This window comes from Pectobacterium betavasculorum, assembly GCF_000749845.1.
Lineage (GTDB): Bacteria > Pseudomonadota > Gammaproteobacteria > Enterobacterales > Enterobacteriaceae > Pectobacterium > Pectobacterium betavasculorum.
The window spans coordinates 1-20323 of sequence record NZ_JQHM01000011.1 but is presented as its reverse complement, the minus strand read 5'-3'; the positions used below and the strand labels follow the sequence as shown (position 1 = coordinate 20323).

At 54.2% G+C, this 20323-nt stretch carries 14 protein-coding genes, 1 pseudogene and 1 riboswitch; of the genes and pseudogenes, 12 read left to right on the top strand and 3 right to left on the bottom strand.

Translation table 11 applies throughout. The features are described 5' to 3' along the window. Positions 1-106 precede the first annotated feature (106 nt). From KP22_RS16750 to yegS, 10 genes are all read left to right on the top strand, one after another. Positions 107-1342 carry an MdtA/MuxA family multidrug efflux RND transporter periplasmic adaptor subunit gene (locus KP22_RS16750; protein WP_039306260.1) on the top strand — a complete coding sequence of 412 codons (1236 nt, stop codon included), beginning with the start codon at positions 107-109 and terminating at the stop codon, positions 1340-1342. Then, positions 1342-4464 (top strand): MdtB/MuxB family multidrug efflux RND transporter permease subunit, encoded by a 3123-nt coding sequence (locus KP22_RS16745; RefSeq protein WP_039306258.1) that lies wholly within the window; start codon positions 1342-1344, stop codon positions 4462-4464. Before KP22_RS16750 ends, KP22_RS16745 begins: the two co-directional genes overlap by 1 nt. Continuing rightward, positions 4461-7541: a multidrug efflux RND transporter permease subunit MdtC gene (gene mdtC, locus KP22_RS16740; protein ID WP_039306256.1), complete on the top strand. Its 3081-nt coding sequence runs from the start codon at positions 4461-4463 to the stop codon at positions 7539-7541. Before KP22_RS16745 ends, mdtC begins: the two co-directional genes overlap by 4 nt. A 290-nt stretch (positions 7542-7831) precedes the next feature. Next, the gene (gene mdtD, locus KP22_RS16735; RefSeq protein WP_039306254.1) at positions 7832-9229 is read left to right on the top strand and encodes an MFS transporter; all 1398 of its coding nucleotides are present in this window, start codon (positions 7832-7834) and stop codon (positions 9227-9229) included. Between the two features lie 7 nt (positions 9230-9236). After that, entirely contained in the window at positions 9237-10604 is a 1368-nt protein-coding gene (gene baeS, locus KP22_RS16730; RefSeq protein WP_039306251.1) for an envelope stress sensor histidine kinase BaeS, read from the top strand. A 33-nt stretch (positions 10605-10637) separates the two neighbouring features. Then, the gene (gene baeR, locus KP22_RS16725; protein ID WP_039306248.1) at positions 10638-11366 is read left to right on the top strand and encodes an envelope stress response regulator BaeR; all 729 of its coding nucleotides are present in this window, start codon (positions 10638-10640) and stop codon (positions 11364-11366) included. Between the two features lie 123 nt (positions 11367-11489). Further along, positions 11490-12041 carry a GNAT family N-acetyltransferase gene (locus KP22_RS16720; protein WP_039306431.1) on the top strand — a complete coding sequence of 184 codons (552 nt, stop codon included), beginning with the start codon at positions 11490-11492 and terminating at the stop codon, positions 12039-12041. Between the two features lie 167 nt (positions 12042-12208). Continuing rightward, complete coding sequence (locus KP22_RS16715) at positions 12209-13168, top strand: glutathione S-transferase family protein (RefSeq protein ID WP_039306245.1); 960 nt, start codon at positions 12209-12211, stop codon at positions 13166-13168. Between the two features lie 195 nt (positions 13169-13363). Further along, entirely contained in the window at positions 13364-14725 is a 1362-nt protein-coding gene (trhP, locus tag KP22_RS16710) for a prephenate-dependent tRNA uridine(34) hydroxylase TrhP (RefSeq protein ID WP_039306242.1), read from the top strand. Between the two features lie 425 nt (positions 14726-15150). Beyond that, positions 15151-16050, top strand: a complete 900-nt coding sequence (yegS, locus tag KP22_RS16705) for a lipid kinase YegS (RefSeq protein ID WP_039306239.1) — start codon at positions 15151-15153, stop codon at positions 16048-16050. 7 nt (positions 16051-16057) lie between these two features. On the opposite strand, the gene psiE is transcribed toward yegS, so the two are convergent. The 3 genes and pseudogenes from psiE to KP22_RS22470 form a co-directional block, all read right to left on the bottom strand. After that, positions 16058-16465: a phosphate-starvation-inducible protein PsiE gene (gene psiE, locus KP22_RS16700; protein WP_039306235.1), complete on the bottom strand. Its 408-nt coding sequence runs from the start codon at positions 16463-16465 to the stop codon at positions 16058-16060. A gap of 208 nt (positions 16466-16673) precedes the next feature. Further along, positions 16674-17477 carry a bifunctional hydroxymethylpyrimidine kinase/phosphomethylpyrimidine kinase gene (gene thiD / locus KP22_RS16695; RefSeq protein WP_039306232.1) on the bottom strand — a complete coding sequence of 268 codons (804 nt, stop codon included), beginning with the start codon at positions 17475-17477 and terminating at the stop codon, positions 16674-16676. 35 nt (positions 17478-17512) lie between these two features. Then, positions 17513-17641 (bottom strand): annotated as a pseudogene (locus KP22_RS22470) (hydroxyethylthiazole kinase); the annotation flags it as partial. A 36-nt stretch (positions 17642-17677) separates the two neighbouring features. Further along, positions 17678-17774, bottom strand: a riboswitch (TPP riboswitch). Positions 17775-17936: 162 nt separating this feature from the next. On the opposite strand from KP22_RS22470, the gene ahr reads away from it, so the two are divergent. Together ahr and KP22_RS16685 are read left to right on the top strand one after the other, a co-directional pair. Beyond that, positions 17937-18956 (top strand): NADPH-dependent aldehyde reductase Ahr, encoded by a 1020-nt coding sequence (gene ahr, locus KP22_RS16690; protein ID WP_011094719.1) that lies wholly within the window; start codon positions 17937-17939, stop codon positions 18954-18956. Positions 18957-19110: 154 nt separating this feature from the next. After that, positions 19111-20025, top strand: a complete 915-nt coding sequence (locus KP22_RS16685; RefSeq protein WP_039306229.1) for a GGDEF domain-containing protein — start codon at positions 19111-19113, stop codon at positions 20023-20025. Positions 20026-20323: the final 298 nt, after the last annotated feature.

Genomic DNA, 20323 nt, shown 5'->3' with positions numbered 1-20323 from the left:
TCATTGGTTCAATCACGTACGGAAGTGACAACCCACGCACATGCAGCGTGAAGAATGACGGGTAGAGAGTACTTCACACGCAATCTGGAGAGAGTAATCCATCACTATGAATGCCAAACGTATCCGAGGCCTGCTGATACTTGCCACCGTTATCGCCATTGCGGTGCTGATCTGGCGACATTTCACCCAGATGACGCCTGTCACCCCTGGCACGAGTGAACAGCACGCTGCCCGTACGTCACATTCGGGAAACAGTGGCAGTGGCGGCGGACGCCGTGCTGCCATGCGCACGCTGGCTCCAGTGCAGGCCGCACTGACGCAATCCGCCTCCGTACCTTATTACCTCTCCGGTTTAGGCACCGTGACGGCGGCCAATACCGTGACGCTACGCAGCCGGGTGAACGGGCAACTGATGGCGCTACACTTTCAGGAAGGGCAACAGGTTAAGGCTGGCGACCTGCTGGCGGAAATCGACCCGCGTCCTTTTCAGGTTGAGTTAACACAGGCACAGGGGCAGTTGGCAAAAGATCAGGCTGCACTGGCTAACGCCCGACAGGATTTAGCACGCTATCAACAACTGGTGAAAACCAATCTGATCTCCCGTCAGGAGTTGGATTCGCAGACCGCCGCCGTTCGTCAGGCGGAAGGCACGTTAAAAGCCGATGAAGGTGCCGTCGCCAGCGCACAGCTCCAGTTGGATTACAGTAAGATCACCGCCCCTATCAGCGGCCGGATCGGCTTAAAACAGGTCGACATCGGGAATTACATCACCAGCGGTGACACCAATGGGATTGTCGTGCTTACGCAGACGTACCCTATTGATGTTGTATTTACCCTGCCGGAAGCGGAAATCTCCACGATTCTAAGTGCGCAAAAATCAGGTCAACCACCGGTGGTGGAAGCCTGGGACCGCGCCAATCAAAAGAAACTCTCGCAGGGCATGCTGCTGAGCATGGATAACCAGATCGACACCACCACGGGCACGATCAAGCTCAAGGCGCGTTTTGACAATCTCGACGATGCCCTGTTCCCGAACCAGTTTGTGAATATCCGCATGAAGGTCGATACACTGAAAAATGCCGTCGTCGCGCCGTCCGCAGCGGTACAAATGGGCAATGAAGGTCGCTTCGTCTGGATTCTCAATGATAAAAATGAAGTCAGTAAGCGTCAGGTGACTACCAGCATCCAGTACGGTCAGTTGGTTGTCGTTACCGCCGGGCTGGACGCCGATGTTCAGGTCGTGACTGACGGCATCGACCGCCTGACCGAAGGTACAAAAGTGGAAGTCGTGCCCTCAGCATTGACGGAGAAAACGCCCGCCATCGCTGGGGAGAAATCCTGATGCAGGACAACGTTCCAGCCAGCGGCGGCGGACCATCGCGCCTGTTTATTCTGCGACCGGTCGCGACCACGCTGCTGATGATCGCCATTCTGCTGGCTGGTATTATCGGCTATCGGGCGCTGCCAGTTTCCGCCCTGCCTGAAGTCGATTACCCGACGATACAGGTTATTACGCTCTATCCCGGTGCCAGCCCCGACGTGGTGACCTCGGCGATTACCGCGCCGCTGGAGCGGCAGTTTGGTCAGATGTCCGGGCTAAAACAGATGTCGACGCAGAGCGCTGGTGGCGCATCCGTCATCACGCTTCAGTTCCAGCTTGAGCTATCGCTAGACATCGCCGAACAGGATGTGCAGGCCGCTATCAACGCAGCAAGCAACCTGTTGCCAAACGACCTGCCCTACCCACCGACCTACAGCAAAGTGAATCCGGCAGATCCGCCGATTATGACGCTGGCCGTCACCTCCAGCGCCATGTCGATGACGCAGGTGCAGGACATGGTGGACAATCGCATCGCGCAGAAAATCTCGCAGGTGGCGGGTGTCGGGCTAGTGTCGCTAGCCGGAGGCCAGCGTCCGGCCGTACGGGTAAGGCTGAACGCGCCAGCGCTGGCCGCATACGGCCTGACCAGCGAAACGATACGCACCGCGATTACCGCTGCCAACGTGAACTCCGCTAAGGGTAGTCTGGATGGTCCAACGCGCTCGGTGACGCTTTCCGCCAACGATCAGATGAAGTCCGTTGATGACTATCGCAAGCTGATTGTTGCGTGGAAAAATGGCGCACCGGTGCGGCTTCAGGATGTCGCAACGATTGAGCAGGCCGCCGAGAATATTCATCTCGGTGCCTGGGCAAATCGGCAGCAGGCGATCATTATCAACGTTCAGCGCCAGCCGGGTGCCAACGTCATTACAACCACGGACAGCATTAACAAGATGCTGCCCGCGTTAAAAGCCAGCCTGCCGAACTCCGTTGAGGTCGCCACGCTGACCGACCGCACCACCAGCATTCGCGCCTCGGTGAAAGACGTCCAGTTTGAGCTACTGCTGGCGATCGCACTGGTCGTGATGGTGATTTACCTGTTCTTGCGTAACGCTGTTGCCACGCTGATCCCAAGTATTGCCGTACCGCTATCGCTGGTTGGTACCTTTGCCGCCATGTATTTTCTCGGTTTTTCCATCAATAACCTGACGCTGATGGCACTCACCATCGCCACGGGTTTCGTGGTGGATGATGCCATCGTGGTGATTGAAAACATCACCCGCTATATCGAAAAAGGGGAAAAACCGCTTAACGCGGCACTGAAAGGCGCGGGAGAAATTGGCTTCACCATTATTTCCCTGACGTTCTCCCTCATTGCTGTGCTGATCCCACTACTGTTTATGGGCGATATCGTTGGACGCCTGTTCCGCGAGTTTGCCGTCACGCTGGCGATATCTATCCTGATTTCCGCCGTCGTTTCGCTCACGCTCACCCCCATGATGTGCGCCCGGATGCTGAGCCATCAGTCGCTGCGTAAACAGAATCGTTTTACCCGTGCCAGCGAGCGTTTCTTCACGCGTCTGATTGATACCTACGGCACGTGGCTGCGTAAAGTACTGAACCATCCGTGGCTGACGCTCAGCGTCGCGCTAGGTACGCTGCTGCTGACCATCCTGCTCTATATCTGGATCCCGAAAGGCTTCTTCCCGATACAGGATAACAGCATCATTCAGGGCACGGTTCAGGCTCCGCAGACGGTCTCGTTCAGCAATATGGCCGACCGCCAGCAGCGCGTTGCATCTATCATCATGAAGGATCCGACGGTGGAGAGCGTGTCCTCGTTCATCGGCGTTGACGGCACCAACGCGGCGCTGAACAGTGGGCGACTGCAAATCAACCTGAAACCGCTCAGTGAACGTAGCGAACGTATTCCAGAGATCATCAGTCGCTTGCAACAGCAAACGGCACAGATTCCTGGCATCCAACTGTATCTGCAACCCGTGCAGGATCTCACCATCGACACTCAGATTAGCCGCACGCAATACCAGTTTACGTTGCAGGCAATGTCGCTGGACGAACTCAGCGTCTGGGTGCCGAAGCTGATGACTGAGTTGAAAAAGTTACCGCAGTTAGAGGATGTCAGCAGCGACTGGCAAGACGGCGCGGCGGTTGCCTATGTCAACGTCAATCGCGACAGCGCCAGCCGTCTGGGCATTACGATGTCGCAGGTTGACAGCGCGCTGTACAACGCCTTTGGTCAGCGGTTAGTTTCCACCATTTATACACAGGCGAGCCAGTACCGCGTGGTGCTGGAACACGATACGAGCAACAACACTGGTCTGGACGCGCTGAATGATGTGCGCCTCATCAGCAGCGACGGCGGCACAATTCCGCTCAGCAGCATTGCCACCATTGAAGAGCGTCAGGGGCCCCTGGCGATCAACCATATCGACCAATTCCCGTCGACAACGATCTCTTTCAACGTCACGAGCGGCTATGCACTGGGCGAAGCGGTTGATGCCATCACTCAGGCCGAACAGCAGATGAATCTGCCTGCGGATATCACCACCCGTTTTCAGGGCAGCACGCTGGCATTCCAATCGGCGCTAAGCAGCACCGTGTGGCTCATCGTCGCAGCAATTGTTGCGATGTACATCGTGCTCGGCGTGCTGTACGAAAGTTTTATCCATCCGATCACGATCTTGTCTACGCTGCCAACAGCGGGGGTCGGCGCGCTACTGGCTCTGATGATGGCGGGGAACGAGCTGGATGTGATCGCCATTATCGGGATCATCTTGCTTATTGGTATCGTGAAGAAGAACGCCATCATGATGATCGACTTCGCACTGGCGGCAGAGCGAGAACAGGGCATGAAACCGTATGACGCCATTTATCAGGCTTGCCTGCTGCGTTTCCGACCGATTTTGATGACCACCATGGCGGCATTGCTGAGTGCGCTACCGCTGATGCTGAGTACCGGCGTCGGCGCAGAGCTGCGCCAGCCGCTGGGTATTTGTATGGTCGGTGGCCTGATCATGAGCCAGATTCTGACGCTGTTTACCACCCCGGTGATTTACCTGCTGTTTGATCGCCTGGCGGCGCGCTTCCGCCGTTTAGCGCGTCAGGAGGAAGAAACCGAGTGAAGTTTTTCGCCCTGTTCATCCACCGCCCCGTCGCCACGCTGCTGCTGACGCTGGCTATCGCACTCTGCGGAGTATTGGGTTTTCGCCTGCTGCCGGTGTCTCCGCTGCCGCAGGTGGATTTCCCTGTGATCTCGGTCAGCGCCTCGCTGGCCGGTGCCTCGCCGGAAACCATGGCTTCAGCCGTCGCGACACCGCTGGAACGGGCACTCGGCCGGATCGCAGGCGTCAGCGAGATGACGTCCACCAGCTCACTCGGCAGCACACGTGTCATCCTGGTGTTTGACCTCGACAAAGATATCAACGGTGCAGCGCGCGATGTACAGGCGGCGATCAACGCGGCGCAGAATCTGCTGCCATCCGGCATGGCGAGCCGCCCTACCTATCGCAAAGTCAATCCGTCCGATGCACCCGTCATGATCCTGACGCTAACTTCGGACACCTACAGTCAGGGGCAATTGTACGACTTTGCTTCGACCCAACTGTCGCAGAAAATTTCTCAGATGGAAGGCGTCGGCGATGTCTCCATCGGCGGGAGTTCGCTCCCCGCCGTACGCGTCGCGCTGAATCCGGTAGCGCTCTTTAATCAGGGCATTTCCCTTGATGAGGTACGCCAGGCCATCGCGCAGGCGAACGTGCGCCAGCCGCTGGGAAATGTGGAAAATAGTCAGAAAAGCTGGCAGATACAAACCAACGACGAGCTCAAAACCGCCGATGCCTACGCACCGCTGATAATCCATTACAACAACGGAGCCGCCGTCCGCCTGAGCGACGTCGCGACGGTAGAAGATTCGGTGCAAAATGCCCGCAACGCCGGGATGGCAAACTCGAAGCCCGCGATTCTGGTGATGATTCGTCGCGCACCGGATGCCAACATTATTACCACGGTAGACAATATCCGCGCCGCGATGCCGGAACTGCGCGCCAGCCTGCCCGCCGAAATTCAGTTGGATGTCGCACAGGATCGTTCACCCACCATTCGCGCCTCGCTGGCGGAAGTGGAGCAATCGCTGATTATTGCCGTCGCACTGGTTATTCTGGTCGTCTTCCTGTTCCTGCGTTCCGGGCGAGCAACGGCTATTCCGGCGCTGGCCGTTCCCGTATCGCTTATCGGTACTTTCGCTGCGATGTACCTGTGTGGCTTTAGCCTGAACAACCTGTCACTGATGGCGCTTACCATTGCCACCGGTTTCGTGGTGGATGATGCTATCGTGGTGCTGGAGAATATTTCCCGCCACATTGAAGCCGGAATGAAGCCGCTACAGGCGTCGCTGCAAGGTGTACGAGAAGTCGGGTTCACCGTTTTATCCATGAGTCTGTCGCTGGTAGCGGTGTTCATCCCGCTGCTGCTGATGGACGGCTTGCCGGGGCGGCTATTCCGCGAATTCGCCGTGACGCTGTCGGTAGCGATCATGATTTCGCTGCTGATATCACTGACGCTGACACCAATGCTATGTGCACGACTGCTGCGTGCCGTGCCCAAACGTAGTCAGCCGCGCACACGGGGTTTTAATCGCGTATTGCTCGCCATGCAACAAGGTTACGGACGCTCGCTGAAGTGGGTGCTCAATCATGCGCGCTGGGTTTTACTACTCCTGCTGGGAACCATCGCACTCAACGTCTGGCTGTATATCAGCATTCCAAAGACCTTCTTCCCGGAACAGGATACGGGCAGGCTGATGGGCTTCATTCAGGCCGATCAGAGTATTTCTTTTCAGGCCATGACGCTGAAACTCCAGAACTTCATGACCATTGTCAGCAGTGACCCGGCAGTGGATAACGTTAACGGTTTCACTGGCGGATCGCGCACTAACAGCGGTTCGATGTTTATCTCACTTAAGCCCCTTTCCGAACGCAATGTTTCAGCCCAGCAGGTGATCAGCCGCCTGCGCATCAAGCTGGCGAAAGAACCCGGCGCGAACCTGTTTTTAATGCCAGTTCAGGATATTCGCATTGGCGGACGGGAAGCGAGTGCAGGCTATCAGTACACGCTGCTCTCTGACGATCTGAGCGAGCTGCGCACGTGGGAACCCAGGATCCGAGCGGCTTTCAGCAAACTGCCTGAACTGGCCGATGTCAATTCCGATCAACAGGATAAAGGCGCAGAAATGGCGCTAACCTACGATCGTGATGCGATGGCGCAGCTCGGCATCAGCGTCTCTGCCGCCAATGCGCTACTTAACAACGCCTTCGGACAACGTCAGATTTCGACTATTTACCAGCCGTTAAACCAATACAAAGTGGTGATGGAGGTCGATGACGCTTATACGCAGGATGTCAGCTCGCTGGATAAGATGTTCGTAATAAATAGTGAAAACAAACCTATCCCGCTTTCTTATTTCGCCAGTTGGAAGCCGATTAACGCACCGCTCTCGGTGAACCATCAGGGGCTGTCCGCCGCCTCGACACTCTCTTTTAACCTGCCGGAAGGCACCGATCTGTCCAGCGCGACGGCAGCTATAGAGAAAACCATGACGTCGCTGGGCGTGCCGTCATCGGTACGCGGCCAGTTCTCCGGCACGGCACAGGCGTTCCAGCAATCGCAGTCTTCCCAGCTGTTACTGATTCTGGCGGCGATCATCACCGTGTATATCGTGCTCGGCGTGCTGTATGAGAGCTATGTACACCCGTTGACGATTCTATCCACCCTACCCTCGGCGGGCGTGGGGGCACTGCTGGCACTGGAGTGGTTTGGTGCACCCTTTAGTTTGGTCGCGCTGATTGGCATTATGTTGTTGATTGGGATCGTGAAGAAGAACGCGATCATGATGGTGGATTTCGCGCTGGTGGCGCAACGCAGCGGAGAACTGAGCGCACAGGACGCTATTTTTCAGGCCTGCCTGCTACGTTTCCGCCCGATTATGATGACCACCTTAGCCGCGCTATTTGGCGCCTTGCCGCTGGTACTCACCAGCGGAGACGGTGCCGAGCTGCGCCAACCGCTAGGCATCACGATTGTTGGCGGGTTACTGATGAGCCAAATCCTCACGTTGTATACCACCCCGGTGGTGTATCTGTTTTTCGACAAGCTGAGGACGATTCGGCGCAAAGCCCCGGAGAAGGATGTGTCACTGTCGTGATAATAATCAATATGTTATTTCATGAGAGGTTTCGTGCGCTCAAGCTTCACCATTTTTCTAGTAGCGCCCCGAACGCGCCCGACCAAGGGCGGCTCAATCGCCGTCGCCCTTGGAACCCTGGCTTGTGGCGCTAAATTGTACCGCTACGCGGTGCCTTCGCCGAAAGCAGTCTCTTTACGGGCCGCCAGTGACGCGCTCCCGGCGCGGCACTGTCTTTCGTGGCGTCCATGCCACTCACCCGTGAGCCAGCTTACGCCTCAGTACAATTTTTTACGCCAGGGGCAACAACAATGAATTCCGCCTCTGTCCGCTGGCAGCTCTGGATTGTTGCCTTTGGCTTTTTTATGCAGACGCTGGATACCACCATCGTGAATACCGCGCTGCCTTCTATGGCCGCGAGTCTGAATGAAAGCCCGCTGCATATGCATTCGGTTATCGTTTCCTATGTGTTGACCGTGGCGGTAATGCTGCCCGCCAGCGGCTGGCTGGCCGATCGCATCGGTGTGAAGAACATCTTTTTCGCCGCCATTCTGCTGTTTACGCTCGGGTCGCTGCTGTGCGCCCGTTCGGAAACGCTGGATGAGTTGCTGATTTCACGCGTGATTCAGGGTATCGGCGGCGCGATGATGGTGCCGGTAGGACGACTTACGGTGATGAAGATCGTCCCACGCGATCAGTATATGGCGGCGATGACGTTCGTGACGCTGCCCGGCCAGATCGGCCCATTACTGGGGCCAGCGCTCGGCGGTTTTCTGGTGGAATATGCCAGTTGGCACTGGATTTTCCTTATCAATCTACCGGTTGGTATTATCGGCGCGCTGGCAACCTGGTTCCTGATGCCAAACTACACCATGCAAACTCAGCGCTTCGATATCAGCGGTTTCGTTTGGCTGGCTGTCGGTATGGCGACGCTGACGCTAGCGCTGGACGGTAATCGTAGCCTTGGCATTCCGCCGATTGCCATTTTCGCGCTGATTGCCATCGGGCTCATCGCGCTATTGAGCTACTGGCTGCACGCGCGTCGTAACGAACGGGCGCTGTTCAATCTACGCCTGTTCGACACCCATACCTTTTCTATCGGCCTGACAGGTGGGCTTCTGGCGCGTATCGGCAGCGGTATGTTGCCGTTTATGACACCGCTGTTCTTGCAGTTAGGAATGGGGTTTTCCCCGTTTCATGCCGGGCTAATGATGGTGCCAATGGTGCTTGGCAGCATGGGAATAAAACGCGTTGTGGTACAGATCGTTAATCGGTTCGGCTACCGCAGTGTGCTGGTTGCGTCTACGTTATTGCTGGCACTGGTCACCGCGCTGTTTGCGCTGGTCGCGCTTATGCAATGGATTTGGATGATCCCAATCGTGCTGTTCTTCCTCGGTACAGTGAACGCCATTCGCTTCTCCACTATGAACACACTGACGCTGAAAGATCTGCCAGATTCCCTCGCCAGCGGTGGCAATAGCCTGCTGTCGATGACCATGCAGCTCTCCACCAGCCTGGGGGTAAGCATCGCAGGTATTCTGCTGGGCATATTCTCTCAACCGCATATCGCGGCAGAAAGTGGAGCAACCCATACGGTATTTCTCTACACCTATCTCAGTATGGTCGCCATCATCGCCCTACCAGCGTTGATTTTTAATCGTGTTCCGCCGGACACCGTAAAACAGTCAACGCTAGCGCGTAAATCGTGAGGTCGTTATGAAATTCGGAATCACCGCCAAGCTGTTTCTCGCCATTTTCGCGACCTGTATGTTGGTGCTGGTCACCATGCACTGGGGCGTACGCGTCAGCTTCGAGCGCGGCTTTATCGACTATATTAAGCGCGGCAACGAACAGCGGGTTACGCAACTGCGCGATGCGCTGGCAGAGCAATATCAGCTACACGGAGATTGGTCATTCCTGCGTAACAATGAGCGTCTGGTGTTCAAAATGCTGCACTCCATGGATCAGAACAACGATACCGATAACAGCATGCAAGGATGGCGGGTACGAATCTGGGTGCTAGATGCAAGCAAACGCAAATTGTTCGGATCACCGGCCCCGATCCCGAATGAAGGTACCTCTCAGCCCATTCGAGTACAGAATCAAACGGTCGGCTGGGTTGTCGCCTCGCCCGTTGAGCGCCTGACACGCCACGCCGACATCAGTTTCGATCAACAGCAACAGCGTACCAGTTGGCTGATTGTCGCCCTCTCAACGCTGCTCGCCATTATCGCCACCTGGCTGACCGCACGCGGCCTGCTCGCGCCCGTCAAACGGCTGGTCAGCGGCATGCACAGCCTGGCGTCAGGGGATTTCAGTACGCGGGTAACGGCAAGCTCACACGACGAACTGGGCAGGCTGGCGCAGGATTTCAACCAGCTTGCCAAGACGCTGGAAAAAAACGAACAGTCCCGCCGGGCGTTTATGGCCGATGTCTCCCACGAATTGCGTACGCCACTGGCGGTGCTGCGCGGCGAGCTGGAAGCCTTACAGGACGGCGTGCGCAAGCCCGACGCGCATTCTCTGCATTCGCTTCAGTCGGAGGTCGCAACGCTCACCAAGCTGGTGGACGATCTCCATCAGCTCACGCTGTCCGACCGCGGGGCGCTGGCCTACCGCAAAACGTCTGTGGACGTCGTGCAAATTCTGCATATTGCTATCGCCGCGTTTCATGAACGTTTCCAGAAAAAGCAGATTGTGCTCACCACCGATTTACCGGCTCAGGCTGGCGTTTTTGGTGACCCGGATCGGCTAAGTCAGTTATTTAATAATTTGCTGGAAAATAGCCTGCGTTACACCGATGAACAGGGTCAGATGGCCATTACCGTTGTTCAACAGCATAAGCACTGGGCCATTATCTGGCAGGACAGTGCGCCCGGCGTCACCGACGAGCAGCTTACGCTGATTTTCGAGCGCTTTTACCGTGCGGAAAGCTCGCGCAACCGCGCCAGCGGCGGCTCCGGTCTGGGACTGTCTATCTGCAATAATATCGTTGAGGCACATAGCGGACGTCTGTATGCTGAACATTCGCCATTAGGGGGGGTGATGATTACCATCGAGCTTCCCTTGCACGGAACTGATTAAGAGCTACTCCTAAAACCAAAGATAAATAGAGCTATGACAACCGTACCCGATTTCGCTATGGCGCCACCTATTCTGATCGTCGAAGATGAGCCCAAATTGGGGCAACTGCTGGTGGATTACCTTCAGGCCGCAGACTACGCCACACACTGGCTGCCTAACGGCAACGATGTCGTCGAGTGGGTGCGGCAGCATTCCCCCTCACTCATTTTGCTGGATTTGATGCTACCGGGCTGCGACGGTCTGACGCTCTGCCGCACCATCCGCCAGTTTTCCAACGTGCCGATTATCATGGTCACCGCCCGCAGTGAAGAGATCGATCGCCTGCTGGGGCTGGAAATTGGTGCTGACGATTATATTTGTAAACCCTTCAGCCCGCGCGAAGTCGTCGTGCGCGTCAGAACGCTACTGCGCCGCTGCGGTTGGCAGAACGACGGCGTGAAAGCCGCAGAGAAAAGCGAGACGGCGCTGTTGATTGATAAAAGTGGCTTTCAGGCCAGCTATCTGGGGCAGAACCTCGACCTGACGCCAGCGGAGTTTCGTCTGCTCAAGACGCTTTCCACCGAACCGGGCAAGGTGTTTTCACGCGAGGCGCTGCTGGATAAGCTCTACGACGATTATCGCGTCGTGACCGATCGCACCATCGACAGCCACATCAAAAACCTGCGCCGCAAGCTGGAACAGCTAGATGAAGAAACTTCATTTATCCGCACGGTGTACGGCATCGGCTATCGCTGGGAAGCCGCGCCCTGTAATGAGGTATAAATCCAACCGACTTATGATGTTATGAAGCCCATTTTGAACGGACCCGATCCTGACAACCGCTACCCCATGGCCGGTTTCCTCCAAGTGTGTTTTATCAAGAATGAAGAAGAGGCTTGCACGATAATGACTGCGCTATTTTCCGAAACCACCACAATCCTGACGCCTCGCCTGCTGCTGCGCCCGCTTTATCGTGATGATGCCCCTGCGCTGTTCGCCTTTATGTCCGATCCGGTCGTCATGCGTTTTTGGAATCATCCGCCCTGGCAACAGATCGAACAGGCGCATGACGCGATTGACGAATACTGGAGCGCGCTGTGTGCCGGGCAATACATGAAACTGGGTCTGGAAGTCAAAGAGCGCGGCGAGCTGATCGGCACCTGCGTGCTATTCAACCTTGAGATTGACTCTAAACGTGCAGAGATCGGCTACTGTCTGGCGGCGAATGCGCAAGGAAAAGGCTATATGGCGGAGGCGCTTTCTGCCCTGCGGGATTTTGCCTTTGCAACAGCAGGTCTCAGTCGGTTAGAAGCCGAAATCGATCCGCGTAATGTGGCTTCAGCCAAATCGCTGGAACGACTGGGGTTCACGCAGGAAGGATTGTTAAAGCAGCGTTGGATCGTAGACGGCGAAGTGTCTGACTCTGCTCTCTACGGCCTGCTGGCGGCAGAGCGTTAACCGCTACTTGCCCATGCCAGTCAAAAATACTGTCCGACTTAATGAAAATTTTGTCATTTTCTCTTTTCCCACGGCTGTTACCCTTTTAGACCTACAATAATGACAGGTTTCCATCCGCACTCGATGCGGAACATAGGTCACCTGCAAAACAGGTAAGGGAAAAGCATATGTCAGGCTTAGTGAATGGCAAATGGGTTAACGGCGATGTCGCGGCGGAAGAGATCAAAAACGGCGCGTTCCACCGCGAAGAAACCAAATTTCGGCAAACCGAGCTGGTGCCAGAAGCCGGTCGTTACCAGCTTTTTGTTTCCTATCTCTGCCCGTGGGCATCACGCACGCTGATTTTCCGCAAGCTGAAAGGGCTGGAGAACATTATTTCGCTCTCGATTGCTAACCCGTGTATCGCAGATAACGGCTGGGAATTTGCAACGCCGCAGGATGCCGGTGAACATGCAGGCGAGATTCACTATCTGCACCAGTTGTACACCGCCAGCGTACCCGACTATACCGGAAAGGTGTCCGTGCCCGTGCTGTGGGACCGGGTGGAAGGCCGTATCGTGAACAACGAATCGGCGGATATCATCCGCATACTGAACAGCGAATTTAATGACCTGACCGGCAACCACCTCGATTTCTACCCGTCGGAACTGCACAGCGAGATCGACCGCTGGAACGAAACCGTCTATCACAACGTCAATAACGGCGTATATAAGACCGGGTTCGCCAAAACGCAGGAACACTATAACGATGCGGTCACCACGCTATTTACTACGCTGGACGAGCTGGACGATCATTTAGGCAGTTATCGCTATATGCTGGGCGACACGCTGACCGAAGCTGACTGGCGTTTATTTGTCACGCTGATACGTTTTGACGTGGCCTACCACGGCGCGTTCAAATGTAACCTGAAGCGCATTGCCGATTACCCCAATCTGTCGAATTATCTGCGCGAACTGTATCAATGGCCGGGCATTGCCGAGACGGTCAATATCGACCATATCAAAGCCGGTTATTACAGCATCGCGTGGCTGAACCCGACACAGATTGTGCCGGTTGGCCCACAGGTTGATTTATACCAGCCGCACAACCGCGAAACCCTCGGTACATCGCGTATCACCACGCGTTAATACGGCGAAATCTGGCCTGATCCATTAGTGGCAGGCCATTCTTTATTTAGGTCAAAAAAATTGATTTACGTCAAACAATAGGCCCACTTTTTGTGGGTCGTCTACTGCAATTTCCCCCTATTAGCGCTAGAATTCTCCGCCTTTACTGCTCCCACCGTGGAGCAGCCTGACTTGTGATCAGAATCGAGAGATACCATGTTTAAACCGGAACTGCTTTCTCCGGCCGGTACGCTGAAAAATATGCGCTACGCCTTTGCCTATGGCGCGGATGCGATTTATGCCGGTCAACCTCGCTACAGCCTGCGCGTGCGCAATAACGAATTCAACCATCAGACGCTGGCGCAAGCCATTAACGAAGCGCATGAACTAGGCAAGAAATTCTACGTGGTCGTTAACATCGCGCCACACAATGCCAAGCTGAAAACCTTCCTGCGTGACCTGCAACCCGTCATCGAAATGGGACCGGATGCGCTGATCATGTCCGATCCGGGTTTGATCATGCTAGTGCGCGAAAACTTCCCACAGATAGATATTCACCTTTCCGTTCAGGCCAATGCGGTCAACTGGGCGACGGTGAAATTCTGGCAGCAGATGGGGCTGACGCGTGTGATTCTGTCGCGCGAACTGTCGCTGGAAGAGATTGCAGAAATCCGCCAGAACGTCCCGGATATGGAACTGGAGATCTTCGTTCACGGTGCGCTGTGCATGGCCTACTCCGGCCGCTGCCTGCTGTCCGGCTACATCAATAAACGCGATCCGAATCAGGGCACCTGCACCAACGCCTGCCGCTGGGAATATAAGGTTCAGGAAGGTAAAGAGGATGAGGTCGGGAATATCGTCCATCAGCACGAACCTATCGCGGTAAAAAATGTTGAACCTGCGTTGGGCATCGGCGAACCGACCGACAAAGTCTTTATGCTGGAAGAAAGCATGCGCCCCGGCGAATACATGAGCGCATTTGAAGACGAGCACGGCACCTACATCATGAACTCCCGCGATCTACGTGCCATCCAACACGTTGAGCGCCTGACGCAAATGCAGGTGCATTCGCTGAAAATCGAAGGCCGCACCAAGTCATTCTATTATTGCGCCCGTACCGCACAGGTGTACCGCCGCGCCATCGACGATGCTGTTGCGGGTAAACCGTTCGACCCGACATTGCTGGAAACGCTGGAAGGTTTGGCACACCGTGGCTACACCGAAGGCTTCCTGCGTCGCCACGTGCATGAAGATTACCAGAACTACGACTACGGCTACTCCGTTTCCGATCGTCAGCAGTTTGTCGGTGAATTCACCGGCGTTCGTCGCGACGGGCTGGCAGAAGTCGAGGTGAAGAACAAGTTTTCCTGCGGTGACAGCGTGGAAATGATGACGCCAAACGGCAATATTCAATTCACCATCGAATCAATGCAGAATGTTAAAGGGCAGCCGACCGAGGTTGCGCCGGGTAACGGCCATATCGTTTATCTGCCGGTGCCAGATGATGTCTCGCTGGACTATGCGCTATTGCTGCGCAATCTGCCGGGCACCACTACGCGTAACCCTAACGCGGAATAACCTCATCATAGCGCCGGATGTACAGCCATCCGGCGCTACCCTCACAAGACAGCGCGACCTTGCGGTCCCCCCCCACCATTGCCTTTTCCCTGTCACGAATGAGCGCGCTAACAGCCAGAGGGTATCGTTACAAAGCTCAGGGTTTTTTAATGAATATTAGAAACAGATCACATCAATTCGCTGGTGTTGTGGTTAATATTGCGTCGCTGAGAAAATATAGAACGAAAAATAAGCGTAGTGATACTACTAGGAACCACCTCCTTGGCCAGCTCAATCTCCCTTGAGCTGGCTTTTCTTTTTCTCTCGATCACGTATTTCCCACCGCAAATATTCACCGATTCTTCTGATGTCTACCTCCCGATTTAATGACTATGATTAACTGCAACGTTTCGGTATCAACAACATCGCAGCCAGAGAAAAACAACATGGAAAAAAATCCAATCACACTGCTGATTTTGAATGGAAAAAGTGCGGGTAATGAAGAGCTGCGTGAGGCTATTGGTGAGCTACGCAAAGACGGCTATACGCTGCATGTCCGCGTCACCTGGGAGTACGGCGATGCCAAACGCTATGTGGAAGAAGCCATCCAGCTCAACGCCGATAGCGTGATCGCCGCGGGTGGCGACGGTACGGTTAATGAAGTTGCCGCCGCATTAGCGGTACAGCCACAAACAGTGCGTCCGTGTCTGGGAATTGTGCCACTGGGTACGGCTAATGATTTTGCTACCAGCTGTCAGATCCCGATGGAGGTGCGCAATGCGCTGGCGTTGGCGATCAAAGGCCGCGCCGCTGCCATTGATATTGCTAAAGTGAACGACAAACACTATTTCATCAATATGGCAACGGGCGGATTTGCTACCCGTATTACCACGGAGACTCCCGCCAGGATGAAGGCAGCGCTGGGGAGCGCCTCTTACGTGTTACACGCGCTCTTTCGTATGGACATGCTGCAAGCCGAGCGCTGTGAGATCCGTGGGCCGGATTTTCACTGGTCGGGTGATACGCTGGTTATCGCAGTAGGGAATGGCTGTCAGGCCGGTGGTGGACAGGAGCTTTGCCCCGAAGCGCGGATCAACGATGGGCTTCTGGAGCTGAGCGTGCTATCAGCAAAGGAGCTGCTGCCCAATATGCTTCAAGCCTGGTTTACCGGCAGCGAAAACCAGAACATGATTTCCGCGACCCTGCCCTGGCTGGAGATCAGCGCCCCGGACGATATGACATTTAATCTGGACGGCGAACCGCTCACCGCCAAACGCTTCCGCATTGAGGTACTTCCCGCAGCGATTCGTTGTCGGTTACCGCCCCAGTGCTCGCTGCTGGAATAGCGGTTAATTATTCTCGCTTCAGGCGATTACTGTTTGCCAGGTACAGCGTCACTACCAGAAGCAGGATCGCCGAGGAATACACCAGCGTATCCGACGGGCTTTTGTGATCGACAATAATCAGGCGAATGATGGCCGTAATGCCGATATAGATAAAATAGCGCAATGGGAAGTGATAGCCGGACTGGAAATACTTCACGATCAGCGCAATAAACTCAAAATAAAGGAAATAGATCACGATGCCTTCTATCAATTGATAGGAGGAATCTTTCTCGTTGGAGATCAACAGTACCTTCGCCAGATGAAACGTTTCCTTGACTAAAAAAATCACCAGAATGGTCGCCAGCGCCAACAGGCCGATATTGAGTATCGTCTGAAGCGCCTTGGCAGCCATTACACTGCGAGCAGAACCTGCCATATGTTATCTCCACATCCTATTTCACATTAACACCAAGATTTCACAGCAAAGTAACCGGACACACCCGCACTGTCACGCCAAAATACGCTTAATTTAGTTTGAAATTACTGACAAATATGTCGCGCAAAGTACAAGTCGATTTACTTATGCCCGTCATATGTCTAAGCAATAGGAAAGCGATAGCTCGAATAATTGAGGCGTATCATATTTACCACCAGTGATGGAAGTGATGAACGGGGCCGATTCCGTGCCCGACCTCCAGCGTGTCGGCCTGCTGTAACGCCTGCTGTAAATACGCCTTTGCCACCTTAACCGTCTCTCCCCAGCTATCGTGACGCGGCCGCAGCGCCGCCAGCGCGGCAGACAGCGTACAGCCGGTGCCGTGCGTATGACGCGTCTTTACGCGCGGAGAACTAAAGCGCTGCGGTTCAGCTTGTCGACTGAACAACCAGTCCGGGCTTTCCGCCTCACTGAGGTGACCGCCTTTCATCAACACCGTCTGACAGCCCATTGCCAGCAGCGCTTCCCCTTGTTCACGCATTTCCCGCTCGTTAGCGGCAGGCGACGTATTCAGCAGCGCAGCGGCTTCCGGCAAGTTGGGCGTAATCAGAGAAACCAGCGGCAGCAGCTCACGACGGATCGACTCCACCGCCTCGGGTGCGAGTAGCGGATCGCCACTTTTCGCCAACATCACGGTATCTAACACCACAAAAGGCACGGTGTAATGACGCAGGCGTTCTGCAACAACTTCGACAATATCGGTCTCGGCTAGCATCCCGATCTTGGCGCTATCGATACGCACATCGCTCAATACAGAATCCAACTGTGCCGCAACAAAATTCGGTTCAATCCGGTAGACGGACTGCACACCACGCGTATTTTGCGCCACCAGCGCGGTAATGACCGACGTGCCGTAAGCGCCTAATGCGGAAAACGCTTTTAAATCTGCCTGAATACCCGCGCCACCACTCGGATCGGTACCCGCAATCGTCAACGCATTGATACGTTTCATGCCAGATCCTCCGCACGCAGGGTATAGAGTCGGTCGAGGAAGTTGGGGATAAAAAATTGCACCACGTCGTTGGTCAGGCAGTGCACCAGCGGTGAAACAGAACGAAATTGGGTGAGTGATGTTGCTGCCTGAGCGGCAGAAAAGTCGGCGGGTCGCGTGTTCATAAGTCTCCCAACCGGCGAGGAAGAAGACGGCAACCGGTGGGCATACCGTGACTTCCCTACGCTGGCATTATCCAGATCAGGTGGTACGGGTATTTCTCAGCCTTCACAAAGAAGGGCACCCCGAGTCATGTACTTAGGTTTCGCAGCATAAGTAAGTGAGTAACGTAAAGCAAGCGCTTGGCCACTCCACAGCCCCACTCGACACAAAATGAAAAACTACAGGCACGTTGTGACATAGAGAAAAACGCCATAACCCTTTAGACTGGTTATTCAAACCCATACTGAGGAGATTGTGATGACGATAATCAAGAGTTATGCCGCACCGGAAGCAGGCGCAGCGCTGGAGTTGTATGAGTTTGATGCGGGTGAACTACAGGCAGAAGACGTCGAAGTCGTGGTTGATTACTGCGGCGTGTGCCATTCAGACCTTTCGATGATCGATAACGAATGGGGAATGTCGAGCTATCCGCTGGTTGCCGGGCATGAAGTGATTGGTCGTGTGCACGCACTGGGTGACGCGGCGAAAAACAAAGGATTAAAAATCGGTCAGCGCGTCGGCATTGGCTGGACGGCACGTAGCTGTGGGCACTGCGATGCCTGTATTAGCGGCAGCCAAACCAACTGTCAGCAAGGCAGCGTGCCAACGATTCTGAATAAAGGCGGTTTTGCCGATAAGATCCGAGCGAACTGGCAGTGGGCTATTCCGCTTCCTGACTCCATTGATATCGAATCGGCGGGTCCGTTACTGTGCGGCGGCATCACCGTTTTCAAACCGCTGTTAATGCATCATGTCACTGCGACCAGCCGCGTCGGTGTGATCGGCATCGGCGGTCTGGGACATATCGCGATTAAGCTCCTGCACGCGATGGGATGTGAAGTCACAGCATTCAGCTCTAATCCGTCCAAAGAGCAGGAAGTGCTGGCGATGGGTGCCGATAAGGTCGTCAACAGCCGCGATCCGCAGGCGCTGACCGCGCTGGCAGGCCAGTTCGATCTCATCATCAACACCGTGAGCGTCGATCTGGAATGGCAACCCTACTTCAACGCGCTCGCCTATAACGGGAAATTCCATACCGTTGGCGCGGTGATGAAGCCATTTAGCGTTCCAGCCTTTACGCTTATCGCGGGCGATCGCAGTGTTTCAGGCTCCTCTACTGGCTCGCCGCATGAGCTGCGTTCTCTGATGAAACTCTCCGCCCGTGCCAACGTGAAGCCACAGACAGAACTGTTCCCAATGTCGAAAATCAACGATGCCATCCAGCACGTGCGTGACGGCAAAGCCCGTTATCGCGTCGTACTGAAAGCTGATTTTTAATCGGCAAAGACGCCTGAGCGATCGGGCGTCTGCTTTTTGCATATGAGTCAGATTAACGTCATTCTCTTGGTTACACCGCTCAGCACCACGCTACTGAATGTATTCAACAGGTTTCATGATAGGATTGAAAGGTGATACAAGAGGAGACCCACGAATGCCTTTTAAAGAGTATGACCATGATTTTATCGATAAAAATAAGAAGGCTCCCTCGTCAGTAAGGCTGGCCCTTTTATTGTCTGTGCTAATCATTATATTTAATCTCCTGTTCTTCAAGCACCGCGACTTTCAGGAGCAGTTGCACAATAACCCTGGGTCTTATACCGATTCGATCGCGCTGGTTTTTCTTTTTTTCATTTTGTCGTGTACCAGTAGAATTTCACTTAACCATACTTCAGCCTTATCCATTCGACTCGGGCTACATGTCTGGATATGCTCAGCCACATTTGATCTCATGGATGAGTTTATCTATCAGCCCAAACTGGTAGGGTATTATGTTGAGGATATGCTGAGAATTATTGGTATGTTTGGCGTCGGATTGGGTGTCTATACCCTGATACAGCAAATCAACAATAAGTATGTCGAAGCCAGAATACAGTCATTTAGCGATGAACTCACGCAGTTGCCTAATCGCCGGTTTTTTATTAACGAATTAAAAAAGCTTGAAGAGAAAACGCCCTACTTATTTATTATCGACATCGATAATTTCAAAGTCATCAATGACAAATATGGACATACGAAAGGCGATGAAATATTAAGTAAATTTGGCCATATCCTTTCCCGTTTCGATAACAGCGAGGTGGTCGCAACCCGAATAGGTGGCGAAGAATTCGCGATTATTTTGTATGCTGGGACACAGGCTCGGGCAGAGAAGCTGGCAAAAGAAGTATTAAAAAACGCCAACAAAATCATTATTAAGAATATGCATCATCTTTCTGTCAGTATTGGGGCAGGTAAAAAACAGCCTCAGGAGCCCACAGAACACTTTATGAAACGCGTAGATGTTGCTCTTTATCAAGCCAAAAACACCGGCAAAGGCAAAGTGGAATGGGCTCTAGAGCCGAACGAATAAACGCAGTAGCTCCACATAACCTCATCTGATAACTCGGCCGCACGGATGCGCCCCTCCTGGACCATCATAAAAACTACTGCAAACCACATTCACGCCACAGCAAGCCATTGTTCGAAAACCTTATCATTCTGTAACAAAATTAAACACTTCCTGATTAATCAACTCACTGGCCACCCTCAGTGTCAGCATAGTTGTCACTCCCTCTGAAAAATCAATTTGAGGGCATGGAGTGACAAATGAAACGTGTTTCCCCTGAACGAAAAACCGGAATACTGGCAAAACTGCTACCGCCCTACAA